The organism is Nonomuraea sp. NPDC048901 (genome assembly GCF_040649695.1).
In the GTDB taxonomy this organism is placed as follows: Bacteria; Actinomycetota; Actinomycetes; order Streptosporangiales; family Streptosporangiaceae; genus Nonomuraea.
In genome coordinates, this window is sequence record NZ_JBEZFW010000038.1 from 19,111 (window position 1) to 44,008 (window position 24,898).

23 protein-coding genes and 3 pseudogenes are annotated in these 24,898 nt (G+C 66.9%); 11 read left to right on the forward strand and 15 right to left on the reverse strand.

Annotation, left to right across the window (positions count from 1 at the left end):
- Positions 1–12 precede the first annotated feature (12 nt).
- From AB0C30_RS57490 to AB0C30_RS57510, 5 genes are read right to left on the reverse strand one after another with little or no spacing between them, the layout of a single operon-like run.
- The gene (locus AB0C30_RS57490) at positions 13–864 is read right to left on the reverse strand and encodes an ABC transporter permease (protein WP_357961471.1); all 852 of its coding nucleotides are present in this window, start codon (positions 862–864) and stop codon (positions 13–15) included.
- Positions 839–1,678: an ABC transporter ATP-binding protein gene (locus AB0C30_RS57495; RefSeq protein WP_357961474.1), complete on the reverse strand. Its 840-nt coding sequence runs from the start codon at positions 1,676–1,678 to the stop codon at positions 839–841. Before AB0C30_RS57495 ends, AB0C30_RS57490 begins: the two co-directional genes overlap by 26 nt.
- On the reverse strand, positions 1,675–3,339 hold the full coding sequence (locus AB0C30_RS57500) for a hydantoinase B/oxoprolinase family protein (RefSeq protein WP_357961477.1): 1,665 nt from the start codon (positions 3,337–3,339) through the stop codon (positions 1,675–1,677). Before AB0C30_RS57500 ends, AB0C30_RS57495 begins: the two co-directional genes overlap by 4 nt.
- Entirely contained in the window at positions 3,336–5,399 is a 2,064-nt protein-coding gene (locus AB0C30_RS57505) for a hydantoinase/oxoprolinase family protein (RefSeq protein WP_357961479.1), read from the reverse strand. Before AB0C30_RS57505 ends, AB0C30_RS57500 begins: the two co-directional genes overlap by 4 nt.
- Before the next feature lie 3 nt (positions 5,400–5,402).
- Positions 5,403–5,720 carry a cupin domain-containing protein gene (locus AB0C30_RS57510; RefSeq protein ID WP_357961481.1) on the reverse strand — a complete coding sequence of 106 codons (318 nt, stop codon included), beginning with the start codon at positions 5,718–5,720 and terminating at the stop codon, positions 5,403–5,405.
- 313 nt (positions 5,721–6,033) lie between these two features.
- Here AB0C30_RS57510 and AB0C30_RS57515 point away from each other — a divergent pair, with 313 nt between their 5' ends.
- A complete protein-coding gene (locus AB0C30_RS57515; protein ID WP_357961484.1) occupies positions 6,034–7,149 on the forward strand; it encodes an ROK family transcriptional regulator in 1,116 nt (371 codons plus the stop codon).
- Positions 7,150–7,657: 508 nt separating this feature from the next.
- Here AB0C30_RS57515 and AB0C30_RS57520 read toward each other — a convergent pair.
- A complete protein-coding gene (locus AB0C30_RS57520; protein ID WP_357961487.1) occupies positions 7,658–8,431 on the reverse strand; it encodes a GntR family transcriptional regulator in 774 nt (257 codons plus the stop codon).
- A gap of 122 nt (positions 8,432–8,553) precedes the next feature.
- Between AB0C30_RS57520 and deoC the strand changes: the two genes are divergently transcribed.
- The 5 genes and pseudogenes from deoC to AB0C30_RS57545 all read left to right on the forward strand — a co-directional run bounded on the left by deoC (position 8,554) and on the right by AB0C30_RS57545 (position 11,683).
- Positions 8,554–9,312 (forward strand): deoxyribose-phosphate aldolase, encoded by a 759-nt coding sequence (gene deoC / locus AB0C30_RS57525; RefSeq protein WP_357961490.1) that lies wholly within the window; start codon positions 8,554–8,556, stop codon positions 9,310–9,312.
- Between the two features lie 564 nt (positions 9,313–9,876).
- Positions 9,877–10,071, forward strand: a pseudogene (locus AB0C30_RS57530) (hypothetical protein); the annotation flags it as partial.
- Positions 10,072–10,186: 115 nt separating this feature from the next.
- A pseudogene (locus AB0C30_RS57535) lies at positions 10,187–10,564 on the forward strand (transposase); the annotation flags it as partial.
- A gap of 488 nt (positions 10,565–11,052) precedes the next feature.
- Positions 11,053–11,250 carry a hypothetical protein gene (locus AB0C30_RS57540; RefSeq protein WP_357961553.1) on the forward strand — a complete coding sequence of 66 codons (198 nt, stop codon included), beginning with the start codon at positions 11,053–11,055 and terminating at the stop codon, positions 11,248–11,250.
- 142 nt (positions 11,251–11,392) lie between these two features.
- Positions 11,393–11,683, forward strand: coding sequence for a hypothetical protein (locus AB0C30_RS57545; protein ID WP_357961493.1), 291 nt, complete (start codon positions 11,393–11,395; stop codon positions 11,681–11,683).
- A gap of 347 nt (positions 11,684–12,030) precedes the next feature.
- Here the strand turns inward: AB0C30_RS57545 and AB0C30_RS57550 are convergent, their stop codons facing one another.
- From AB0C30_RS57550 to AB0C30_RS57575, 6 genes are all read right to left on the reverse strand, one after another.
- Positions 12,031–12,483 (reverse strand): amidohydrolase family protein, encoded by a 453-nt coding sequence (locus tag AB0C30_RS57550; RefSeq protein ID WP_357961496.1) that lies wholly within the window; start codon positions 12,481–12,483, stop codon positions 12,031–12,033.
- Between the two features lie 68 nt (positions 12,484–12,551).
- On the reverse strand, positions 12,552–13,481 hold the full coding sequence (locus tag AB0C30_RS57555) for an ROK family protein (RefSeq protein WP_357961499.1): 930 nt from the start codon (positions 13,479–13,481) through the stop codon (positions 12,552–12,554).
- A gap of 256 nt (positions 13,482–13,737) precedes the next feature.
- Positions 13,738–14,574, reverse strand: coding sequence for a carbohydrate ABC transporter permease (locus AB0C30_RS57560; protein WP_357961502.1), 837 nt, complete (start codon positions 14,572–14,574; stop codon positions 13,738–13,740).
- Positions 14,571–15,521: a sugar ABC transporter permease gene (locus AB0C30_RS57565; protein WP_357961505.1), complete on the reverse strand. Its 951-nt coding sequence runs from the start codon at positions 15,519–15,521 to the stop codon at positions 14,571–14,573. The genes AB0C30_RS57560 and AB0C30_RS57565 overlap by 4 nt, the downstream gene beginning before the upstream one ends.
- A gap of 1 nt (position 15,522) precedes the next feature.
- Positions 15,523–16,782 (reverse strand): extracellular solute-binding protein, encoded by a 1,260-nt coding sequence (locus AB0C30_RS57570; RefSeq protein ID WP_357961508.1) that lies wholly within the window; start codon positions 16,780–16,782, stop codon positions 15,523–15,525.
- Positions 16,779–17,819 (reverse strand): nitrilase family protein, encoded by a 1,041-nt coding sequence (locus AB0C30_RS57575; RefSeq protein WP_357961511.1) that lies wholly within the window; start codon positions 17,817–17,819, stop codon positions 16,779–16,781. Before AB0C30_RS57575 ends, AB0C30_RS57570 begins: the two co-directional genes overlap by 4 nt.
- Positions 17,820–17,916: 97 nt before the next feature.
- Between AB0C30_RS57575 and AB0C30_RS57580 the strand changes: the two genes are divergently transcribed.
- A complete protein-coding gene (locus AB0C30_RS57580) occupies positions 17,917–18,819 on the forward strand; it encodes a LysR substrate-binding domain-containing protein (protein WP_357961514.1) in 903 nt (300 codons plus the stop codon).
- A 93-nt stretch (positions 18,820–18,912) separates the two neighbouring features.
- Positions 18,913–19,068 (forward strand): annotated as a pseudogene (locus AB0C30_RS57585) (IS701 family transposase); the annotation flags it as partial.
- A 633-nt stretch (positions 19,069–19,701) separates the two neighbouring features.
- Here AB0C30_RS57585 and AB0C30_RS57590 read toward each other — a convergent pair.
- Positions 19,702–19,908 carry a hypothetical protein gene (locus AB0C30_RS57590; RefSeq protein ID WP_357961517.1) on the reverse strand — a complete coding sequence of 69 codons (207 nt, stop codon included), beginning with the start codon at positions 19,906–19,908 and terminating at the stop codon, positions 19,702–19,704.
- Between the two features lie 406 nt (positions 19,909–20,314).
- Between AB0C30_RS57590 and AB0C30_RS57595 the strand changes: the two genes are divergently transcribed.
- From AB0C30_RS57595 to AB0C30_RS57605, 3 genes are all read left to right on the forward strand, one after another.
- Positions 20,315–20,893, forward strand: a complete 579-nt coding sequence (locus AB0C30_RS57595) for an RNA polymerase sigma factor (protein WP_357961520.1) — start codon at positions 20,315–20,317, stop codon at positions 20,891–20,893.
- Complete coding sequence (locus AB0C30_RS57600; protein ID WP_357961522.1) at positions 20,886–21,986, forward strand: CU044_5270 family protein; 1,101 nt, start codon at positions 20,886–20,888, stop codon at positions 21,984–21,986. The genes AB0C30_RS57595 and AB0C30_RS57600 overlap by 8 nt, the downstream gene beginning before the upstream one ends.
- Before the next feature lie 305 nt (positions 21,987–22,291).
- On the forward strand, positions 22,292–22,537 hold the full coding sequence (locus AB0C30_RS57605; RefSeq protein ID WP_357961525.1) for a hypothetical protein: 246 nt from the start codon (positions 22,292–22,294) through the stop codon (positions 22,535–22,537).
- Between the two features lie 2 nt (positions 22,538–22,539).
- Here AB0C30_RS57605 and AB0C30_RS57610 read toward each other — a convergent pair whose 3' ends face one another.
- Entirely contained in the window at positions 22,540–23,586 is a 1,047-nt protein-coding gene (locus AB0C30_RS57610; RefSeq protein ID WP_357961528.1) for a LacI family DNA-binding transcriptional regulator, read from the reverse strand.
- 253 nt (positions 23,587–23,839) lie between these two features.
- Positions 23,840–24,850 (reverse strand): acryloyl-CoA reductase, encoded by a 1,011-nt coding sequence (locus AB0C30_RS57615; protein ID WP_357961531.1) that lies wholly within the window; start codon positions 24,848–24,850, stop codon positions 23,840–23,842.
- Positions 24,851–24,898 lie beyond the last annotated feature (48 nt).

A 24,898-nucleotide genomic window follows, 5' to 3' on the forward strand; every position in this document is an offset into this window, starting at 1 on the left:
GTCTTTCTCGGATCAGGCGGGGCCGCGTCCGGACCAGCGGACGAGCCTGCCGCCGGCGAGGCGGATGATTGCGTCGAGGATCAGAGCGAGCAGGGTGAAGACGGCGATCGCGACGAGGATGCCTTCGGTGCGCAGGTACAACTGGTTGGTGATCATCATGTGCCCGAGGCCGTCCTGGGCACCGATGAGCTCGGCCGCCACCTCCAAACCGAACGCCGCCGAGCCCGCGGCGCGTACGCCCCCAAGGATCTGCGGGGTGATAGCCGGCACGACCACGGTGCGGTAGACACGGGCGCGGCTCGCGCCCAGGGTGCTGGCCGCGTTCATGAAGATCGCAGGCACGTTGCGGATGGCCTCCGAGGTGCTCACGACGACGATCACGAAGCAGCCGAACGCGACGAGCAGGACCTGCGGCGGGCGCCCGATGCCCAGCCACAGCATGAACAGCGGGATGAGTGCGAAGACGGGTACGGGCCGTAGGGCGTCGACCAGGCCCTCGATGGAATACCGTATGATCTTGCTGTAGGCCATTGCCAGCCCGAGGAGTATCGCCGCCGCGCAGCCAGCCGCAAATCCGGTGAGCAAGGTGCCCATCGAGTAGGCGATGGCGCCCGGCAGCAGCGGCGCCATATCGGTGAAGGCGTTCCACACCAGGCCGGGGCTGGGCAGGAACAAGGGGTCGATCGTGGCCAGGCGGCTGATCGCGGCCCAGGCGGCGGCGACCACGAGCAGTGGGATCGTCCGCCGCGCCAGCGTGCGAACCGTGCGCCGCAGCCGACCCTTTCCTCCGTCCAGCGGGGATTGCGCCGCTCGCACGGGTGCGGCCGCACGGGTGGGATCAGTGCTCGTGGTGTGATGGGCCATGGGAGCTCCGGTCCGGGTCTGGCGCTTGCAACATGAGCCGGGACAGTTCTCGTCGGCGATCCTGCAGGTCGCGGGAGGTCCGCAACTCGTCGGTGCGGGGCCGGGGCAGGTCGTTGTCGTAGATGAGGGGCGGGTGGGACGGGCGGAGCAGCACGATCCTGTCGGCCAGGAACACCGCCTCCTCAAGGTCGTGTGTGACGAACACGATGGTCTTCCGCTCGGTGTCCCAGATTCGGAGAACCTCCTCCTGGAGGCTTGCCCGAGTGACCGTGTCCAGCCCTCCGAACGGCTCGTCCATGAGCACCACGTCCGCTCGGCCCGCGAACGCGCGGGCGATGTCGACACGTTTGCGCATCCCGCCCGACAGCTGCCTCGGGTACATCAAGCGCCAGTCACGCAGGCCCACCAGGGCGAGCATCTTCTCGACCCGGTCACATCGCTGCTTTTTGGGCAGGCCTTGGGCCTTCAGTCCGTACTCGACGTTTTGGTGGACGCGCAGCCACGGGAAGACCGCGTCATCCTGGAACACCATGGCCCGGTCGGCCCCGGCACCCCGTACGGGGTGCCCGTCCAGGAGGACTTCGCCCGAGGTCTGCCGCACCAGTCCAGCCGCGATATGCAGCAGGGTCGACTTGCCGCCCCCGGAGGAACCGACCACGCACAGGAACTCTCTCGCCCGCACGTCGAAGTTGACGTCCTTGAGCGCCGTGACCGGGCCGCCGTCGGCCTGATAGATCATGGCCACATCGCGGAAGGCCAGTTTTACCTCGGGTCGCGTCGTGGTCGCGTCGAGGACACCGTCTCGCGTGCTCATGTGTCGTACCCGTAGTGGATCTTCGCGGCCTCGGCGCTCACGCGGTCCTCGCGCAGGTCGCGCTCAACGAGTTCGACTGGCCGCTCTCGCGCATCGCCGTACCCGCCGCCCCCGCCGACCGCGACCGTGACGACGTCGCCCCGGTTCAGTACGGTCGAGCCTTTGCTCGGGAATTCCTCGTGCTCGCCGCTGGCGCGGTTCACGCCGATGGCGGCGGTCGTGCCCGGCTCACCGCCGAGCAGTCCCTCCGGCCGGGTCGTGAAGCGGTCGGAGTAGGCAGTCATGTAGATGTTGTCGCGAAGGATCTCATAGCCCCGGCTCGCCCCCATCCCGCCGCGTGTGCGGCCCGGCCCGCCGGAGTCGCGCAGCAGACCGTAGTGCGTGACACGGAAGAAGTCCTGCGAGTTCTCCAACGCCTCCACCGGCGTGTTCGTGCAGTTTCCCAGAGGGTCATCAACCTGGTCGGCGCCGTCGTGGCGGTGGCTGGCGCCGTACCCGCCGCCGTACAGATCGGAGAATCCGCTGTGCCCCTGCGAGGTGGTGTGGTGCAGGTCGATGGAGGTACGGGTGTCGTAACCGGTGGCGGCCACCCGTTCCGGCGCCGCCTTCGCCAGCGCCTTGATCACCGCGGAGAACACTCGGATGACCGGCAGGGCACGGGCTTCGACCGGAGCGGGTGATGCCGGATTGAGGATGGAACCGAGCGGCGGGTGCTCGATCGTGACCGGGCGGTAGCAGCCAGCGTTGAGGGGCAGGTCCAGGTCGTTCAGCGCGGACTTGATCGCGCTCATCGCGGCGGACACGGTCGAAGCCAGCGGGCAGTTGATGGCGCCCCTGACCTGGGCCCCGGTGCCGGCGAAGGCGACGTGGATCTGGTCCCCCGCGATGCGGATCTGCACGCGCACGGGGATGGCGTCTGGTCCGAGGCCGTCATCGTCCACCCAGTCCTCGGCTTCGAACACACCGTCCGGAAGCTCGTGGATCTGGGCCCGGGTCCGTCTCTCGGCGTAATCCAGGTAGTCATCGAAGGCGCGCAGCAGCGTGTCGGTACCGTACTTAGAGGCGAGGCTGCGCAGCCGGTCGGCGCCTATGGCGTTGGCGGTGAGCTGGGCGTCCAGGTCGCCGAGCACATAGCGAGGCATGCGTACGTTCGACTCGATGATCTTCGGGAGGATGCCGTCGTTCCAGTCCCGGCTCAGCGAGAACCGCATCGGCGCGAAACGCATGCGCTCCTCGTACATGTCCCGGGCACGGAGGTTGAAGCCGAGCGAGTGGCCGAGGTCGATGTAGTGGCCGACGCTCGCCGTGTAGCCGATCAGCCTGCCTTCGTGGAAGACCGGACGGAACAGGAAGATGTCGGAGAGGTGCTGCCCGCCCGAATACGGGTCGTTGTTGATCCAGACCTCGTCGTCGTCGGCCGGTGCGCCGAGTGCCGCCTGGCACGCGGCGAACGCCGGCGGCATCGAGTTCAGGTGCAGCGGGATGTTCTCGGCCTGCGCGATGACCCGGCCCTGGGGGTCGAGGAACGCGGTCGAGGCGTCCGCCGCTTCCCGGATGACGGGAGAGTAGGCCGAGCGCAGCAGATTGGTGCTCATCTCGCGGGCGATCGCTACAAAGTTCTTCGTCAGCACCGCGAAGGTAACTGGATCGAGGAGTGTCATGGGTTCCTCCTGGACAACCGCAGGTTCGAGTGTTCGTCCACGCGCGCTGTCCAGCCGCGTGGGACGTAGCAGGCTGAGGTGCTCTCCTCGACGACGGCGGGGCCGACCAGCTCGTCCCCGGCTGACAGCCGCGCCCGGCCGGTGAAGACCGCCGTCAGGTTCCCGTCCGAGCCCTTGATGTCGGCGCTCTGCGCGCCGCCGCCGGTGGCCTGCGACGGATACGTCATCGACGCCAGGTCGGCGAAGTCGCGCTGGCATTCGCCCCGCACCCGGTAGGACACGAACTCGATCGGCTCGGATCGGCGGGAGCGGGAGTAGCGCTCCTCGTGCGCCTGGTGGAATCCCGAAACCAGGTCGGGGATGTGGGCCGGGGCTCCGGCGAGGACTGACAGTTCGTACGCCTGGCCGATGTAGCGGCCTTCGAGGATCCGGGTCAGCTGGATGGCCTCCTCCGGTGCGCCCATATCCCGCAGTTCGGCGCGGACCTGGGCGTCGAGGCTCTGGTAGAGCTCCTCCAGGTCCTGGGGGGCCCATTCGGCGGCCGGGCGGATGCGGGTGGCGGTCCGGGTGGCCTGCAGTGGCGCGACCAGTAGCCCGAATGCGGACAGCATCCCCGCGTTCGGTGGGACCAGCACCTCGGGGCAGCCCAGTTCCTCGGCCACCCGGGCGGCGTGGAGCGGACCGGCGCCGCCGTACGCCACCAGGGTGTAGTCACGCGGGTCGAGTCCTCGTTCCATGGTGACGATGCGGATCGCGTTGATGGTGTTCTCGTCGGCGAGCCGCACCACGGCCTCGGCCGCCTCTGGCACTGTGGCGCCGAGGTCGTCGGCGAGGGCGGCGATGGCCCGCTCGGCGGCCGCGCCGTCCAGCGTCCACTCGCCGCCGATGAAGCTCTCCGGCCGGATCACGCCACGTACCACGTGCGCGTCCGTCACGGTGGGGCGTGTGCCGCCCCTGCCGTAGCAGGCCGGTCCGGGGTCGGCCCCCGCGCTTTCCGGGCCGACCTGCAGGAGCCCGCCCGCGTCGATCGACGCGATCGAGCCGCCACCCGCGCCGACCGAGCTTATGTCGGCCGTCGGCGAGCGGACGGGGAGTCCGTCGAGGGTTGACTGCGACGCGTAGCGGAGCCGCCCGTCATCGATGACGGCGATGTCAGTGGACGTGCCGCCCATGTCGAAGGTGATGACCGAGCGGACTCCAGCCCGCAGCGCGATCTCCGCGGCGCCGCCCGCGCCGGCCACCGGTCCTGATTCGAGCATCTCGACTGGGCGGACGTGGCTGTGGCCGATGTGCTGCAGGCCGCCGGAGGACTTCATCACCATGAACCTTCCGGCGAAGCCGCGCGCGCCTAGGTCCTCGTGCAACTGCGACAGGTAGGTGGAGATGCGCGGTCCCAGGTACGCGCTCATGGCCGTGGTGGAGGCGCGTTCGTACTCACGGAACTCAGGGGCGACGTCCGATGAGATGTCGACCCAGAGCCCGGGGAGTGCCCGGTTCAGGTATTCCTGCACGCGGGTCTCGTGCTCGGCGTTGGCGTAGCTGTGCAATAGCGTCACGGCGACCGCACGCACCCCGCTCGTCTCCAGCCGTCGAGCGAGGGCGTCGAGCGAGTCGGGCGCCAGCGGGGTCAATACTTCGCCGGCGGCGGTGATCCGTTCGGTGACCTCGTGCGCGTGGTCTCGCGTGACGAGCGGCGCCGGCTTGACGTACTGCAGGTCGTAGATATTGGTTCGGGCGCCTCGCTGGAGCTCCAAGATGTCCCGGAATCCCTCAGTGGTCACGAACGCGGTGGGCGCGCCCTTGCGTTCGATGACCGCGTTGGTGGCGACCGTTGAGCCGTGCAGGAACTCCTGTGTCTGCTCCAGGCTGGTGGACATCCGCTCCAGCGCGTGCTGTACGGACAACTCGGGCGAGCCGGGGGTGGAGGGGACCTTGGCGCACAGCAGGGCGCCCTGCTCGGTCTCGAACACACAGTCGGTGAATGTGCCGCCGATCTCGACTGCGATTCTGCGGAACGCCCCCGCCTGGTCCTCCCGGGTGATCTGGTTTGGTGAGGTCATCGTCTAGTCTCCCGTCAGGCGGTCGGCGCGGCCGAGGACGGGGGCGGTCGACCAGGTCATCTCCGCCTGCGCCGGGCCGGGGTTGTACACGGTGTGGGGAACGGAGTCCTCGATGAGGGCGGCATCGCCCTCGCGGAGGTTGACGAAGTCGCCCTTGTCGCCGATCTGGATGAGGATCTGGCCCTTGACCACGTAGACGACCTCGTCCGCTCCAACGTGGCCCGGGTCGAAGGCGGACTTGCCGCCGGGAGGCATGGTCGAGTACGCGAAGACCAGCCGGTCTGAATGGAAGTACTTCAGGGCGAACTCATCGCCCTCCATGAACGCCTCTGCTTCATGCCGGTGAACGATCTGGGCCCCAGTTACTGCGTGCAACGTCGCCGTCCTCTCTCGGTGAGCTACGCGAAAGCTTCAGAGTTTGTTAGTATGTTTCCTAACAAACAACCCCCCTAGGCGTCAACGGTCACCACATGCCTTGAGAAACCGTTTAACATCGTGATCACACGGAACCGGCGGGGCGGGTCGACGCTGGGCGGACCGGTTGGCTTTTGAGAGGATTGACGACATGACCCCGGAGACGGGACCGGCTGGGCGAGCGGACATGCGCTCACTCCGCGGACTGAGTGAGCAACTTGTGCTGGAGGCCATCGCGGCGGCGGGGTCGACCACCCGGCCAGCCATCGCGAAGGCCACCGGCTTGTCGAAGCCGACGGTGTCGCAGGCCGTGCGCCGCCTGCTGGAAACGGGGCTCATCGCCGAGAACGGCGACGTGCGGGGCAACACCGGCCGGGTGCCGATCGCCTACGCTATCCAACCCTCGGTCGGCTTCGTCGTCGCCATCGACGTCGGGGGGTCGAGCGTACGGGTCTCCTGCGCCGACCTGTACGGCGAGAGCCACGCCGAGGTCCGGGCTGAGACACGCACCGGCGAGGAAGCCCTGCCCGTCCAGCTTGTCGAACTGGTCCACGAGGTGCTGGCCAAGGCGGGTCTCGCTGAGTCCTCCCTCCTGGCGATCGGCGTGGCCGCCCCCGGCGTCGTCGACCCTGTCACTCAACTGGTCAGTCTCGCGCCGAACATCTTCGTGCGAGACGGATTTGATCTGACCCGGTCGCTGCGAGAGGTGTTCACGACGCGGGTCTACGTTGAGAACAACGTGAACATGGCCGCGGTCGGCGAGAAGTGGCGTGGTCTCGGCCGCGCCGTCGACACCTTCGCTTTCGTGGGCATCGGTGCCGGCATTGGCATGGGACTCATCCACAACGATCAGTTGTGGCGTGGCAGCAACGGCGCGGCGGGGGAGATCTCCTTCCTGCCGCTCGCTGAAGACCCGCTGGACACCCGCCACCGCGTACGCGGTGGTCTGGAGGACCAGACCGGGGCGGCCACCCTGCTTGCTATGGCCCGGCAGAATCGCGGCTGGCAGGAGCATCCCCCGCGCGGCGTCGCTGAGATCTTCCTGCGCGCCGAGGACGGCGACCCTGCCGCGCAGGCACTGGTCAAGGCAGCGGGAAACTGGATCGGGCTCGCTATCGCCAGCATCTGCGCCGTCGTCGACCCGGGTCTCGTCGTGCTTGGCGGTGGTATCGGGGCCAACCTCCGCGTACGGGAGATGGTGCAGGGCGTCGTCGAATCCCTCATCCCTTACCCGCCGCGTATCGAGACCACCGAACTGGGCGAAGCAGTCTCCCTGTACGGCGCGACCTCGGTAGCGCTGTCCATGGCCAGGGAGTTCCTCGCGGCCAAGACATGAAGGCCCGACGACATCCGGCGCCCAGACCCGCAGCAGGCCGAGCGAAGCATCCGGAACTCCCGGGGAGAAGCCAACTGCTCAGGCACCCCAGAACACCCTGGCCACTGCGCTGAAGGAGTGGGGCATGCTGTGCGGCACCTGCACGCGGCGAAGTATTTATCGGGATCCGGGCCTACAACAGGAAGACGCCGCCTGCTGAACGAGCGCGATGCCGCACGCGCAGCGCCCCGACCTGCACGATGCCCCACCAGAGCGCCGTCACCAAGCCAATAGGCGTGGTGTTTGGCCGTCTTGACCAACGTGGTGACACACTGTGGATGGCGGAGTGGTAAACGCTCGCGGTGCGGCAGTTGCGGGCCGGAAGGTGCCCGACGAACCGCGAGAGGGCCTGGAGGCCTGTCGGGAAATCTTCGTTTCCCGACACCGTATGGCGCCGCTTGCGTTGTTCCGCTGCGTCGTTCCAAAACCTTGCCCGACACGACTGGGTGCTTGGAGGCCGGGTGAGGCGTCAGGCTGGGTGACTCGCCGCGTCGCCGCCGCTGTCGGCCCGGTGCGAGGGGTGGCCGGGAGCGGAGACGGAGAAGTCGACCTTGAGCGCGTAGCGGTGCGCGACATAGGAGCTGATCGTGTATTCGAGAGGGTTCCCATGCTGGTCGATGATGGAGCGCGTCTCGACGAGCATCGGCGTGGTGGGGTCAACGTCGAGTTCGGGTGCATCGTCATCGGCTGTGCGCGCCGTGAGGACGGAGGAGCCGAGAGTCGGGTGCAGTCCTGTGCGGCGGAGGGTCTGGTGCAGTGATCCGGTCTCCAGGTCTGCGGTGAGCAACGCGTCGAGGGTGGCGGGGAACGTGGCGTGTTCGATGGCCACGGGCAGGTCGTCGAAGAGCCGGACGCGGCTGATGGCGACCACGGACGCAGATTGCCTGGCGAGGGCCGGGTAGAGGGCGGCCGTCTCCTGGGGGGAGGCAGGGCGCACGGCGGCCTCCAGGACCCGGGAACGTGGTGTCTTGCCAAGGGCGAGGGCCTGGTCGTGGAAGCTCAGCAGGGTGCCGACCGGCCGGGCGGCGGCGGTCTGGCGCACGAAGCTGCCCCGCCCGGGCACCCGCTCCAGCAGGCCGTCGCGTTCCAGTCGGACCAGAGCGGCGCGCGCCGTCATCCGGGAGACGCCGAACTCCTGAGCCAGCCGCGATTCGGAGGGGAACGGATCGCCGACGGCGGCTCCTTCGAGGCGCCGGCGCAGCTGCTTCTCGATGCGCTCGTACAGCGGTTGCGACGCGGCCATGGCGGGTGTGGTCCTCCTCAGTCGGATGGTGTCGGCTCCCAGTGTGACGTCAGTCGACACCACCTTCGGATCTGTATAGGCTGTATATACAGATTATCTGAGGCGACCCTAAGGAGAGCATCATGTCCGTGGCCTCGATCGACGTCCCGCGCTGGGCGGGCCCCCTGCCCTCACACGAGGTGGTGGCGAAGATGATCGACCACTCGCTGCTGCGACCCGAACTGACTCCGGCCGAGGTCGAGGACGGCCTGGAGACTGCCCTGGAGTACCGCACAGCGTCGGTGTGCGTGCGGCCCACCGACGTGGCGGCGGCGGCCGCCACGCTGCGCGGCAGCCAGGTTCGCGTTGGCACGGTCGTCGGCTTCCCGCACGGCAGCAGCACCACGCAGGCGAAGGTCTTCGAGACCACCGAACTGATCTCTCTGGGGGCGGAAGAGATCGACATGGTGATCAACATCAGTCGCCTGGGCGGCGGCGACGTCGCGTTCGTCCAGAACGAGATCGCCGCCGTCGTCCAGGCCGCTGAGGGACTCCCCGTAAAAGTGATCTTCGAGAACGCCTACCTGACCGACCAGGACAAGACCGCCGGGTACAAGGCCGCTGAGACAGCTGGCGCGGCCTTCGTCAAGACCAGCACCGGGTTCGCCCCCGGCGGCGCGACGGCCGCCGACATCGCCCTGATGCGCCGCACCGTGTCCTCCCACGTGCAGGTCAAGGCGGCCGGAGGCGTTCGCACCCTGGACGCTCTCCTGCACCTGCATCGGCTCGGCGCCACCCGCTTCGGAGCCACGGCCACCGCGGCGATCCTCGACGACCTCGAAAGCCGCCGCAACGGCAACCCGCCCACCGCGAGTGCCGCCGAACTGACGGCGGGCTATTGAGTGGGAAGCACCGTGGAGGGCGTAGCGCCTCCACGACCGGGGTGGTTAGGCGGCTGCGAGGCCGAGGCGGGTGTCCATGTCCAGGCGGTGCCGCCCGTCTCATCGCCAACGGCTGTTCCCGCGTAAGTAACGACCCAATACCTGGCGGCTGGGGACACCTTCGGGAGCGGAGCCCCTGGTCGAGGCGGATGCCGCAGGCGAGGGAGTGCAGGGCGGGGAAGTCGCCGTTCTCGATGTTGGTGAGCCAGCCTTCAAGGTGCTGGGTTCCGGTTCTGTTCGTCATCATTTGGGCGAAGTCGGTGACGTGTCCGGCGAGCAAGGTCAGGCGGGCGCTGCGTGCCTTGAGCTGGGCGAGCTTGGTGGCTTCTTCGGTCGTGAGGTGGTCGGGGTCGCTGGTGATCCAGCGGGTTGCTTCACGGACGGTCGGTGGCGGCGCGGGCAGACGAGCCGTACAACGCCAACGCGCTCCTCGCCGACGCGGCCGACTGCGACAACCGCCACGTACAGACCGCGCTCGACCGCGCCAAGCAGGCCCTCGACAAGCTCCACACCATCTACACACAGGTGGACGAGCAGCGAGCCGTCGCAGCTCAGCGCGAAGCCGCTAAGCAGGCTGCCGCCGACCGCGTCGCCGAACTGGAGCAGCAACTCGCCGACGCCCGCGAAAGGGCCAAGGCGCTCGGCGCGACCACTAAGCGCACCATGTCCGGCGACCGCGAGCGCGACCACGCCATCCGCGAGTGGGCCAAGACCCAGGGTCTGCCCATCAGCGGCCGAGGCCGGATCCCCGGCACCATCCGCGACCAGTACAACGCTGCCAACCCCGCAGCCAGTGCGCACCGCTGCGGGCCGCAACCCCGAACCCAGCGCCTGCATGATCGACGCCCAGAGCGTCAAGACCACCGCCAACGTGCCGGCCACCAGCCAGGACTACGACGCCGGCAAGAAGATCGCCGGCCGCAAGCGCAGCATCGTCACCGACACCCTCGGCCTGCTCCTGGCGGTGCTCGTCACCGCCGCCAGCATCTCCGACACTGCCGCCGGCCTGCCTCTGCTCACCACGGTCGCCGCCACCCACCCCACCCTCACCAAAGCCTGGGCCGACAGCGCCTACCGCACCACCGTCATCGACGGCGCCGCCACCCTCGGCATCAACGTCGAAGTCGTCACCCGCGACCCCGCCACCAAGGGCTTCACCCCGCTGCCGCGCCGCTGGGTGGGCGAACGCACACTCGGCTGGCTGATGCTCCACCGCCGCCTGGCCCGCGACTACGAAGCACGCCCCGACCACTCCAAAGTCATGATCCACATCGCCATGATCGATCTCATGACGCAGGAGATGTCCTTCCCCGTCAACTCTGCGTGCTGGACGCGGCGATCGCCGCGGCTGAGGATCCTGCCAGCGGAGAAGGCCCGACCGATGACAGCTGACGCTGCAGGGTATGAGCCGGCCACCCGAGGGGTGATCCTGGCTTGCCCGCTCTCACCAGCGCTCTGCGTCGCCTGCTCCGTTCCTTCGATGCCTGCGCCGACAGCTGACCGAGCAACCCCAGCCCCCACACATTCTGCTGCGACCGCCAGAGCGCAATCTGCCGGCCACACCGGGGAGAGCCGACTGGCCCTCCTGGAGGACTTCTCCCACCCCCATTTCGCCCGTTGGGACAACCGGCCCGTCGGCACCTGGGGGACCTGGCGGTCTTCTCCACCAAGCAGAAGGCGACCACCACCGGGGAATGGGGCATGCTGGTGGCCCGCGACCCGCGCCTGCGCGAGTTGGCCGTCCTTTTCGCCCACTACAACAAACGGGCCCGCGCTGAGATCGACGCCAGCGACGAGTACTTCCCGTTCGCCTTCACCAGCATGGGACTCAAAGAGCGGATGACCACGCTCGGCGCAGCGATCGGCGCTCAACCAACTGGCCCGGGCCGTCCACGTTGAGTCCCACCGCCGGCACAACCTCGACGCCTTCACCAAGGCCCTGGACGGCAACCCCATCATCTCCCCGATCGTCGTACCGCCCGAGCGAGGCGCCCACGGCCTCTACGTCCTCGGACTGCTATTCCACCCCGACCAGGCGAGCGTGACCCGCGATGAGTTCGTCTGTCTGTGCGTCGCAGAAGGCGCGCTGGAGGTCGACACGCCCGGCTCCACCCGCGACATCTCCGACGAGCTGCTGTTCGCCCGCCAAGACCCGTCCGCGCCCCTGCCGGGCCACCGCGGTCGGCGCCGTCGACCTGCCCGGCGTCGCCGCCTTCCAGGAAGCCTTCATCAAGCTCCCGCACGGGGGACCCCGACGATGAGGAACTGTGAGGAACTGCTGGACGGCTACCTCGCCGCGCTGGCCAAAGTCAGCGCGCACGTGGCCCGATGACCGCCACTCCCGACGTTAGCCCCGGCACTGACGCGGGAGCCGCCTGCCGGTACAGGGCGAGGTCGACGCCGACTTCACCCCCGCGCACATCCTCGCCGCGCTCCCCCGCACCGGCCATCCCCCAACGCCGCAACCGATCGGGGGTGGCCGAAGCGGCCCTAGCCGACCGCTGGTGGCATCCCGGACACACCGCCCCAGCCACGCCGCCCGCTACCATGCCCATGCCCGTGCCTGGCGCGCAGCCCGCACCGGCGACCATCGAGACTGCGGCGGCACCTGTCCGCGCGTGCGACGCGAAACTGCTGTACCGCAACCTGTCATCCACGCGCATACCCTGCACGCCTTGATCATCGAGCCACGCCCGGAATGGGAACTTGCGGGAGGGCCCTTCGCCAGATGACCGGGGCCTTCTCAGCCAGGCCGACGGACGGAACGACCGGGCAGGGCGCCGGTGGGCCGACCCTCTTAATGACCCAGGTGCCCATGACGAAGGGAATGCCGGAAGGCTGCGGCCGGGGGTTGTCGTATGTCGCGACGTCGCCGACCGTCTCGGGGTCGAAGAGCGCCAGGTCGGCCTGGTGTCCGGGCTTGATCAGACCTCGGGTGGTGAGTCCGATGCGGCGGGCGGGTCGTGACGTCATCTTTGCGACGCATTTCTCCAGGGTCAGCAGGTTGAGTTCGCGGACGAAGCGGCCGAGGAGGCGGGGAAAGGTGCCCCAGGCGCGAGGGTGCGGCCGGGTTCCCGCGAGCAGCCCGTCACTCCCGACCGTATGGGCCGGATGGCGCATGATGGCACGCACGTTTTCTTCGTGCCCCACATGCTGGAGGCAGGTAGTTCCGAGCCGGCTGCGGCCCTGGCTGGTGGGGATCAGGGGTTCCAGGTTGCCAGTGCGGCACCGATCATGCCCCCGTCGTCGCCCAGCACCGCCGTCCGGACGTCTCCCTTGTGCCAGCGCAGCGTGCGGGCCGCCGCGAGGTACGCATCCCGAATCGGACCCGGCCTCGCCATGATGCCGCCGCCGAGCAGGAGGACATGCGGGGCGACGACGGCGCAGAGGCTGTCGAGGCCGACGGCGAACAGGTCGGCACAGCGGCGGATGACGCCCATGGCGATGCCGTCGCCTTCGGCGGCGGCCTGGGCCAGGCATGCGGTGCTCGGACGGCCATCCCCAGCGATAGCGGCGGTCCGTCCGCCGGGGTTGGCCCGTGCCTCCTCCAGCGCGGCGACGTTCAGCGCGAGACCGCCGGCCAACTGCTCCCAGCATCCGTATCGTCCGCAACGGCAGGCAGGCCCTCTGGGGTCGACGACGACGTGGCCGACCTCGCCGGCGTCGCCGGTGCCGCTGTGCAGGTGGCCGTTGATGAAGACGCCGCCGCCGATGCCCGTGCCGACAGTGACCATGAGGATGGTGGCCGCATCGCCGTTGGCGACCAGACGTGCCTCGGCCAGTGTGGCGGCGCGGGCGTCGTTGAGCACGGTCGTGGCCCGGCCGGTCGCCGTCTGGATCTCGCGGCGGTAGTCCACGGCTTCGAGGCCGAGGTTCGCCGACCAGGTCAGGACGCCGTTGGATACGGTTCCCGCGACGGCGAGTCCGACGGCGTGGATGTGGCGGCCGGGATGGCGGTCGAGCAGTTGGAGTGCGACCTCGGTGGTGGCGTGCCTCCGGGCGCCGGCATCGGTGGGCAGGACGCGCCGTACGGTGCTTGCCACGGTGCCGTCGGCTGCCACGATCGCGGCGCGGATGTGGGTGGCTCCGAGGTCGATGCCGATCGCGGCGGGATCTGCCGAAGTGTTCATGTCAGGTTATCCGAACTCTCGTTGGGGCCATGTGCTTAAAAGATTCAAGGCCCCAGGCCTTCTAAGGGGAAAATTGCATCGTCATCCAGGGTCCTTGGCTGAAGGCCGGCCGGCGAATTTACTTGAAGGGTTGTGCCTGTGCCGGGATGTCGCACGGGTTGAGATCCTCGCGCTGCGGCTTGCCTGCGAACATCGCCCGATTCTTCGACCCGATCCAGGCACTCTGAAAAGTCGGTGTGTCATGGCTCGGCCGTGGCTATTTGACGCTCCCGGCCGTCAGACCGCCGACGAGATGGCGTTCGATCGAAGCGAAGAGGATGACGACGGGGACGATCGCGATAAGTGAGACAGCGAACAAGTACTGCCACTGCTCGTGATACTGGGTGACGAACCCGGGGATCGCTCTGGTGAGGGTCATCCGGTCGTCCGAGGACGTCACGGTGATGGCCACGATGTATTCGTTCCAGGTCCCGATGAACGTGTAGACGGCCGCTGTCACCACGCCGGGCATGGCCAGCGGAAGCATCACGCGGGTGAAGGCCGTGAGGCGGCCGGCGCCGTCGAGGTAGGCTGCCTGCTCCATTTCTTTCGGGATGCTGGAGAAGTAGGCGTTCAGAATCCATACGCAGAACGGCAGGTTGAACGCGGCGTTCACGACGATCAGCGCCTGGCTCGTGTCCGTCCAGTCCAGTGCGACGAGCTCACGGTAGATGCCGACCAGCAATGCGGTCGGTGCGAACATCTGCGTGACAAGCACGACGAACAGGAACGCGCCACGTCCGCGGTATTGGTTGCGTGCCGTGTAGTAGGCCGCCGGCAAGCCCACGGCCAACGCCAGGACGGTGGCTGCGCCTGAGACCTGGAGTGAGAACCTCAGGGCCGCCCAGATCTTGGGATCGTTCACCTTCCAAACATTCACGAAGTTCGCCCACTCCCATGTTCTGGGGAGGTAGGAGGGTGGCGACTGCATCAGTTCGGGTGCCGGTTTGAGGGCGGTCAGGAACATCTGCAGGTACGGCGCGACGAAGGCGATGGCGATCAGCCATCCGACGGCCGTGATGAGTACGGTACGCGGCCGTATCGGCGATCTCATGCCTGCGCCCTCCCCTGCCGACGCGCACCCCATGAGTAGAGCAGCGCGAGGGTGAGAATCAGTGCAAAGTTGACCACGGCCAGGGCGGCGGACTCGCCGACGTCCTGGTCCAGAAAAGCGATCTTGTACATGTAGGTCGTCGTGGTGTCGGTGGCGTGTCCCGGCCCGCCCTGGGTCATCGCCCAGATGATCGGAAAGGAATTGAAGACATTGATGATGTTGATGACCGATGCGACGAACAACACCGGCCGCAGAAGGGGGAAGGTGATCTGGAAATATGTGCGAAGTTGCCCCGCGCCGTCGACGCGTGCCGCCTCATACACCTCGCCAGGGATGGTCTGCAGGCCGGCGAGGATGACGAAGGAGGTGAACGGCAGTGAGACGAAGACCGAAACCGCCATCATGCAGGCGAACGCCACCTCCGGGTGGGCGAGCCAGTTCACGGGCGTGTCGATCACTCCTATGTCCATGAGGAGCTTGTTCACCACGCCGTAGAAGTCGTCGAGCATCCATTTCCAGAGCAGGGCGGTCATGAGGACTGAGGCCGCCCATGGCACGATCACCGCCCACCGCACCAACCGGCGTCCAGGGAAGCGGGCATTCAGGACCTGTGCCAATGCCAGAGAGACCACTATGGTGACGGCCACGACGCCGACCACCCACAGCGCCGTGCGCCACAGCACCAGCACGAGGTCGTCTTCGCCGAACAGCTCGGCGTAGTTGCGAAAACCGGTGAACCCGGTGGACAGACCTGAGGAACTGACTTTCGTCAGGGATGTCCGCACCATCTCGACGGCAGGCCACAGGACGACGCCGAGAATCAGGGCCACGGCCGGGCCGACCCACGCCAGCGGCGTCAGTACCCGGCCTGCGGTGCGCCACAAATTGGATCGTGGTACCACGCCGCTCGATGCTGTTCCAAGCGGCGTGGTTCGCGCGTCGTGCATGTCAGTCGTTCTTCGCGGCGACGTCCTGGAGCTTGTCCAGGACGGTTTTGGGGTCGGCGTCGGCCACGGCGGTTCCTATCTGCTGTTTGGCGGCGCCCGCGACCGCGCTCCAGGCCGGATCGTCGGTCGGTGCGAACCGCGGGTTCGCCAACGACTCGACGAAGGGCTTGTAGTACGGGTCGGAACTCAACGCGTCGCCGGCCGACCTGGTGACCGGCAGAAAGCCTTCGGTCTTGAGGAACCCGGCGACATTGTCCTTCTGGTAGAAGAAATTGAGAAACCTCGAAACGGCGTCCTTGTTCTTACCGTCGCCGTTCTTGAAGGCCACCAGGAAGTCCTGGACGCTGAGCGTCTGGGAGGTCGCGCCGGCTGCGCCGGGCAGGGGCGCCACACCGTACGGCAGGTTCTTGTCCACCGTGTCGATGAAGCCCTTGCGCTGAAAGACGGCGCCGTTCAGCATGCCGATCTTGCCCTGCGAGAACTGGTTGAACACGTCCTTGCGGTTGGTGGTCTCCGGGTTCGGCTGGGTCAGTTCGGCTTTTGTCAGCTCCCGCAGGAACCGGAGCGTGTCGACGTTGGCCTGCTGGTTGATCGCCCACTTGCCGGAGGAGTCCACCCAGCCACCGCCATTGTTCATCGACCAGATGAAGAACTCGGCCTGTGCCTCTTCGACACCGAGCGGCAACCCGAGCGGGCTCACCCCGTGCACCGCGGACTTGATCTTCTGAGCGGCGAGCTTCACATCATCCCAGGTCTTCGGCGGTTCGGCGATCCCGGCCTTGCGGAAGATGTCCCGGTTGTAGAAGAACAGCCGTGCGCTGGCGAGGAAGGGTAGTCCGTATTGCTGTCCACGGTACTTGGCCCCGTCGGCGAACTTGGGCAGGAAGTCATTCATGACCTGCGGCGAGACAACATCGGACGCCTTGTAGATCAGGCCGTCGCGCGCGAAGTCGGAATAAGCGTTGTAGTTGAGGATGTCGGGCTGCTGACGGGTTTGGATGTAGGTTTTCACCTTGGCATCCATCTGTTCCCAATCAATGATCTCAAGCCTGACCTTGTACCCGGGGTTCTTCGCTTCGAATTGCTCGATCAGGCTCTCCCAGTATGGCTGGGTGTCGTCGTCGTACTTGGCGGCGACGAACCTGATCTCCTTGCCGGTGTCTTCTCCGCCGGCTGACGAGCTGCCCTTGCCGCATCCGGCGAGTCCCGCGAGGATCGCCAGACCCGCCGCAACAGCCGTGATCGGATGTGTTTTCATCATGGGTGACTTTCTTGCTGCATGTCGTGAGGACGTGAGACGTCGATCCGCGCGGGCTCGTCGGAGAAACGCGCGGCGCGCGGGTCGCGTTCGTCGCCGAAACGCTCGGTGAGAATGCCGTACAGCTCGGGCCTGCGCCCCATCATCCAGCGCCGCCCGGTGGACATCGGCAGGAGATTCAGGTCGAGATCGGCGACCACCATGGTGTCCTCAGGGGAGGTCGTCTCGACCAGGATCCGGCCATAGGGGTCGAGAATCATGGCGTTCCCGGTACGCACCTCGTCGTCGTCTCGCCCGACGCCGTTGCTGAAGACGACGCCGAGCCCGTTGTCGTGGGCACGCGCCGGCAACCAGCGCAGCAGCCATTCACGTCCGCTGGGCCCGCGGAACTGCTCTTCGATCGTTTCCCGATCCCGATATCTGGCCTGCCAATGCGCCAACGGGATCGGCTTCATCGAATGCGGGCTGCGTGATGCCGTTCCACCGGTCTGATGCGGAGCCAAAAGTACGGAGGCGCCCATGAGAGCGGTGGCGCGCACGTTTTCCACGAGATTGTTGTCCCAGCAGATGAGAACCCCGAGGCGAACACCCCAGGGAGTGTCGAAGACGGTGTACTCCGCGCCGCTGGATATGGCCTCGTGCTCGAACGCGTGCAGCTTGCGATGGCGGTGCACGCGTCCGTCCGGAAGGCATACCGCGTACGAGTTGAACAGGCGGCCGTTCTCGTCCACCTCCAGGAATCCCACCCCGACGGCCAGGCCGTTCTCCATCGCGAGGCGACGTACCGCGGTCGTCGATGGCCCGGAAATCGGCTCCGCGAGCTCATGCAGTTTCTCGGCCGAATGATTGCGGAGATGCCAGTAGCCGAGCAGGCACATCTCCGGAAAGGCGATGACCTGTACGGAGTCCGCGGCGGCCTCGCGCACGAAGTGCGCTATTCTCGCCAAATTATATTCTTTGGCGTCCGGCCTTGCCTCGAACTGCACCGAAGCGCACCGCAGGACACTCTCCTGCTTTTTATCGCCGGTCGACGGTGACAATGGTTTCTCCCTGAACTGGAATCGATGGGCTCCATCACACCCGATACGAGGGGGGCCGGTCCAATGAAACTTTCGACGGGTTCCATAGACTGCAGGAATGGAAATCCGTCTGCTGCGTGCGTTCATTGAGACGGCCAGGGTGGGTGCGTTCGGCCGGGCGGCGCAGGCGCTCGCTGTCACGCAGCCTGCTCTGACCAAACAGATCCAGGCTCTGGAGGCCGAGGTAGGCGGCCCGCTGTTCGACCGGGGACGGCACGGGGCCACCCTGACTCCCCTCGGCCAGCTGTTTCTCCCCGATGCCCAGGACCTCGTGCGCCGCGCGGACCTCCTGGCCCGCCGGGCCCGCCAGACGGCACTCGGCGAATCGGGCTTGTTGAGCGTCGGCTTCGGAATGTCCACCATCGACCTGGCCCCGCGCGCCGTGGCGGCGTTCCGCCGCCGCTACCCGCACGTCGAAATCACCCTCGACGACATGTCCACCGCCACCCAGCTGGACCTCATACGGGCGGGCAGGCTGCATGTCGGTTTTGTCAGGCTGCCTGTGGACGACCTGGGGGCCATCGCCCTGCGCACGGACACGCTCGCCGTCGCCGTGTCCTGCGACGAAGGACCCGCGCCTCCAGGCGATGAGAGCGTCGTGTCATGGCTGGACGACCACCCGCTCATCCGGCTCGCGGCGGCGAAGGGCCCAGGACTGGCGGCCCAGCTCGACGGCTTCCTCAAGGCCTACGACCTGAGGCCGCACATCCTTCAGGAAGCTCACGATCTTCAGACAGTCGTGGCCCTGGTGGCCTCGGGCGTCGGCATCGCCATCGTGCCGGCCAGCGCCGCCAAGATCGCGTCCCCCGCCGTCACCATAGTGCCCATCGCATTGCCTCCCGCGAGATGGCAGGTGGGCGCCGTGTGGGATCGCGCCCACATGAGGCCGGTCACGGCCAACTTCCTCGCCGTCGTACACGAACTCGTGTCACCAGCTTCCCGAGGTGGCGCAGAGGCCTGACTCATTTAGTACTACAGTCATGTTTTGTGATCTATAGTCGGGTTCGTGTCGGGTGTGGTGACGTCTGAGGATCTCCAGTCGTGGGCGGCCGGGCTGGATGAAGTGTTCGCGCGGGTCGCCAGTCGTTTCGGTCGGGTAGAGCCGCGTCGGCAGGCACGGGCGTATCTGGTCGGGCTGCTGGCGCCGGTGGAGCGTAAGAACGGCTGGCAATTGGCCGAGGCCGCAGGCGATGCCCAGCCTCATCGGATGCAGGCCGATCACCGGGCGCACCTCGGAGTGCCACATCTCGATTGTCAGTCCGTCCTGACGCTGGCTGCGGTCCTCCCCCGGAATCACCGCGCGTGAACCCATGCCCGGATTCGCGTCGATCATGTGGTGGCCGGGGCCCAAAACCGCTGATTGTCGGCATATCGGCCGGACTGCCGAGTTGCCGGGTGATCGCAGGAGGCGGGAGCGCGGACGCCCCGACGTCTGCTCCGTGGTCGGGCGCCCGCCCTTGTCACGGGTTCGGCTCCCCCCCTGAATCCGAACCCGCCCCGCCGCTTTCATATCCGCATTCGTCCGATTACTAACAGCGAGAAACCGCTGATGGCGCACCATGACCGTGGTCGCGCGGCGGAGGGACGCGGGCGTTCGGCGGTTCCGTCGGTGGCCCAACGCCCGCGCATTCACGGGCTCGGAATCCCCTCTGAAACCGAACCCGCCCCAACACCTGCATACCAAGAGTCGCCTGATCCACTACAGGCGAATCGCCGACGCCGGCGCAGCGGACGTCGACTGTCGGCCTGCGGGCGGTCTCCAACCGCCCGACCAGCGACAAGCGACAGGGGGACGACGGCGGCGCCGGTCAGAAGAATGCGCAGGTTAAAAGGGGTTCAGCTCCTACAGTGTTTGAATGGGCCATTGAATGTGCTGGATCCGGCCTTGCCGCCCCACATGAGACACGTGCCGGCGACCGAAGCGCGCATCGGCCCCGGCGTAGCTCCCGAAGTTGCCGGTGTCGGCGGCTGGGGCCTTGCCCACGACCTCCAGGTAGGCGGTGGTGGTGGCGGTGGCCTTGCCGAGCGAGTCGTTCTTGATCCTGGCCATGCAGTTGTCGCTGTTGTCCCTGGGATCTTTCGAAGCGCTCGCTGCGGATCAAGATTGCGAGACCGGCATACAAAGAACGCACAAATCGAGATAAAAGCCAGCCGCGTTGCACCCATCGCTCAACGGGAGCCCAGCTTGCGGCGCCGACCCGCTGCGTGACATCTAGGTCTGCCCCTACGACGCCTGGCACCAGCACGTCACTTTGGCCATGCTGGCCCACGCCTATCTCGTGGTCACCGCGCTCGCTCCCCAAAGCCCAAGCGGCCTGGTCAGCATGCCCGTGTGCCCTTACTTGTGCCGCCTGAACCGGTGGACTTCCCGAAACACCGTGAACCCGCCAAGCGCCTTCGGGCTATCACCTTTAGAGCCCGACATCCAGAGAGGCGGATACAAACGATGGGATGCCATGATCGCACCCAGTGAGATATACAACGACGAGATCGACGATGCGGCCATCGTCGCCCGCTCGCTGGACGATCCCCTGCAGTTCGCCGGAATCTTCCAGCGGCACGCCCCGCAGCTCCACCGGTACGCGGCCCGTCGCCTGGGCGAGAGCCTGGCCGACGACATCGTGGCCGACACGTTCCACATCGCCTTCCGTGACCGTCACCGCTACGACCTCAACCGCGGTGACGCCCGGCCCTGGCTCTGGCGGATCGCCGCCAACCTCATCCTGCGGCACCATCGCTCCGAGACACGTTTCTACCGCGCGCTCGCCCGGACCGGGGTCGATCCTGTGCTGGAGGGCCATGCCGACCAGGTAGCCGGCAAGGTCACCGCGGAGGCGGCGAGCCCGCTGCTGGCCAAGGCGCTGGCCCGGCTGTCGAAAGGTGATCGCGACGCCCTGCTGCTGATTGCGTGGGGCGAACTCAGCTACATGGAGGTCGCCGAAGTGCTGGGCATTCCCGTGGGCACGGTGCGCTCACGGCTCAACCGGGCCCGCAACCGGGTCCGTACTTCCCTGGGAGGACAGACGGATGACTGAACTGCGTGAGCTGAGCCAGATGCGTGCCCAGATTCGCGAGAGAAACGCGGACGAGCTCGCCCGGAGGATCGGCTGGCGGCCCGGTGCCGAGCCGGTCGCCAGGCGGCACTCCGCGGCCCGAGGGCGCAGCCTGCGGTCCTCGCTGCTCCGGCCCGTCCCCCTGGTCGCCGTCGCGCTGGCGGGGGCCGCCGCAGCGACCGTGATCGTGGTTCCGGGAGTTTCGGGGCTCTCCGACGAGTCGCCGCGGCCCGGTGGGAACTCGCCGGTCGAAGGCTCGCGGACGCCGGCGCATGCCAAGGTCACGCTGGACTCGCGCAGTGTGCTGCTCGCCGCGGCGGCGCGGGCGGCGAAGGCTCCCGAGGGGACATACTGGCATGTCAAAGACGTTTGGGGCATCACATACCAGACGTCCGACGGCTATCTGGTCGAGCAGCGTGACGAGTTCGACCACTGGAGCTCAGCCGACGTCCTGCTCGTCGGCAGCAAGGATCTGGGCGCCAAGCCCCTGCGCGACGAAGACCAGGCGGCCTGGAAGCGCGCCGGCAAGCCTGCGACGTGGCAGGTCAAGTCCAACGACGTCACCCGGGAGCTCAGCACGAAGGAGGGCGCCCTGCAGTATGACAAGCCCAGTAAGCCGCGCTACAAAGTCGGCGACCGCGTGATGACGCCGAAGGAACTGGCGGACCTCCCCACGGACCCGGAGCAGCTCGACGCCCTCCTGGCCCGCGCCAAGCGGCCGAACGCCTCACACATAGGGGCCTTTCTGCTCGCCGAGGCACCCGTACCGCCTCAGGTACGGGCGGCGGCCTACCGGTTGCTGGCCGATACCCCCGGCATTCGGCTCACTGAGAACGTCACCGACCCGCTCGGCCGCACAGGAACGGGCATCGGCCAGCTCGGAGAGTCGGAAGAGCTGGGGGAGTTCGAGCAGCGCCTGGTGATCGACCAGAAGACCGGCATGCTGCTGGCGAACGAGACCATCGCCGTCAACCCGCCAGCGAACCGCCCCTGGGCGAAGGCCGGGACGGTTCTCCAGTACCAGGCCTATACCACCACAGAGTGGACCGATGACAAGCCAGACGCCCTCGACTGACCGGCGGGTCGGCGTCGAGCCAAGACTCGGTAGCCTCACCCCTGCTGATTCAACGGTTGTCGGCTGAGCTTGCTGAAGATCAAGAAAGGTGCACCTAGCCTGCCAGGATCTGAGTGGCTAACTCATGATCTCGACGGGTATGGGTGCACCTTCTGGTGTCGCGGCTATCGGATGGAACGGCCACTCGCCGTGTGCGTGGCGGCGGTCGTGCTTTGGTCACGATGGGGGCGGCTGAGCGCTGCAGGTCGCAAGCGCAGGCGGCATCTGCTTTACGCGGTCGTGATCCTTATCCCCTCGGCTGGGCTGTGCTCAACGGCCTGGGCCCTGTCCTGACGCAGTTCGAATGGTGCCGACATGGTAGGTCCGGCTGGGCGGCCTTGCGCAAGCGAGAGCAGGAGATCGCCTTTCAGCTCGCCAAGCAGGTCAGCGAGATGTATCTTGCCGACAAGGATGATCGTAAGCCCTGGCTTTTCCCGCAGACGCTCGCCATCACTAAGCTGAGGAAGGGCCACTGCCGCCCGTACGCGACGCCGATCCGATGGGAACCGTGACTTCAACGGTTACCTTGGGGAGGGGTGGCCACAGATCCTCGTAGAATGAGTGTCGGTTCGAGTTGAACCGCATCTGCTACTGGCAGGCTCTGCGCGAGTCCGGTTGCCGCATATGCGGCCGCCCGGCCCACCTCGAACATGGGTTGTCGGATGGTGGTCAACGGTGGCGTGGTCGCATATGCGATCTCGGTGTCGTCAAAGCCGATGACTGACAGGTCCCGCGGTACGGCGATGCCGCGCCTGTCTGCCTCTTGGAGGGCGCCCGCCGCAACGTAGTCGTTGGCGGTCATCAGGGCGGTAGGGAAGGTGATCTTCGAGTCGGCGCAGCGGTCGAGCAGCGTCGCCAGACCCTGTATCCCGTCTGCGACGGTGAAGTCGCCCCGTTGTACATAGGCGGACCGCACGTGGATACCCAGCTCGGCTGAGGCACGATAGAACGCTTGCAGACGCCGGTCAGCATCGAGATGGCCTTTGGGCCCTGCGAGGTATGCGATCGCGCGGTGTCCCTGCTCGACCAGATGGGCCAGTGCCGCCTCGATGCCGGTGTCGTTGTTGATCGAAACGCTGGCGTCGCTGGCAGCGACGTCGTCGTTGACCATCACGACGGGAACTCCGGTTCGCCGGAGCTCGTAGAGGTAGCTGCCGTCGTTGGCCCACTGCGGCACGATGACGAACGCAGCGTACGATCCGCGAGCCGACTCTTCCAACAGCTGCCTGCCCACCCGGTCAAGGGGCTGGTCGGTGACGTGCAGCGTCATCCGGTGTTCGTTCTCCTGAGCGCCGGCCAATACGCCACGGATAAGCGGATAGAAGAACGACGCTTCGGTATAAACGATCGTTCCTGGTCGGTTGATGATCCATAGCGCGATCGAAGTGGCCTGTCCCGTTCGTAGCGCGCGGGCGTCGCCACGCGGCACGTAACGCAGCTTGGCCGCCGCTTCCTGGACGAGCTGGCGGGTCTCGGCCTTGACCGCATTGCCGTTCAACGCTTGCGAAGCCGTCGAGACCGACACGCCTGCAAGAGCCGCGACGTCACTCAAGGTGACCATCTGCCGTCCACTGCCGGACCGACGTCTGTCTGAGTGCCCTTGTGCCACGGTGCACTTGATCCCTTCACCTAGCCTGGGGCATACGGTGCCTCTGGCTACCCAAATCGTATCGCATTGGGCCTAGATGGGATCTCAGATCTGCCGAATGGAGGCTTATCCTTGCCCAAACCAGTAGCAAAAACGTTTCGGATGCGGGATTTGAATGATGAGAGGCGCACGCCGAGACCTGCCTCCTCTTGAGGCCCCCTCGCTGTTAGTGGGCACCCACCAGGTCGACGAGGAATCTGCCGAGGGCTCCACCTTCCAGGAGCGTGTCGGCGGCCTGTCCGACGTGGGTGAGAGGAATCTCGTGAGCGATGCACTCATCCAGTCCGACGGGGCGCAGGTCGGTTGCCAGTCGTGACCAGATCTGGCGACGTAGGTCGAGACCCGCTTGGACGGAGTCGATGCCGATCAGGCTCACGCCGCGCAGGATGAAGGGCATGACGGTGCTGTGCAGCGAGGTTCCAGCGGTGAGGCCGCTGAGAGCCACCGCTCCGCCGTAGAGTAGGGACCGCAGAGCGTAGCCGGTTCCGGGACCGCCGATGGGGTCGACGCACGCCGCCCAGCGTGTTTTGCCCAGTGGCCGATCTGCTGCTTGCACCAAGATTTCGCGATCGATTATCTCGCTGGCTCCGAGAGCTGCGAGATATTTGGCTTGGTCTGCCTTACCGGTGACCGCTGAGACGTGATATCCGGCTGCGGCGAGCGCACCGATCGCTATGGATCCGACGCCTCCGGTGGCTCCCAGCACCAGGACAGGGCCGGAGTTCGGCGTCAGGCCGTGGCGCTCGAGCGCGTGTATCGACAGTCCGGCGGTTAGTCCGGCGGTGCCGAGGATCATCGCTTGCCGCGTCGAAAGACCATCTGGTAGCGGCAGGACCCAATCGGCGGGTACGCGTGCGTATCGCGCCCACCCGCCGTGTTGGGATACGCCTAGTCCGAAGCCGGTCACGAGTACTTCGTCGCCGATGCTGAACTTGTCGTCGTCGGAGGCGACCACAGTGCCGGCTAGGTCGATGCCCGGTACGAGCCTTCGAAGGTTGGTGATGTTGCTGTTCGCCACCGTCGCCAGGGCGTCCTTATAGTTGACTGCCGACCAGGTGACCCTGATCGTCACGGCGCCGTCGGGCAGTTCTCCGGGGGACATGCTGATCAGTGTCTGGCGGGTGCCGTCTGCGCCGTGCTCAACGAGCCAAGCTGGAAACGGTTCCTCGGGAATCACGAGGCTTCCCGGTCATATGAGGGTGGATTCTGCGACATGTTGTCCTTG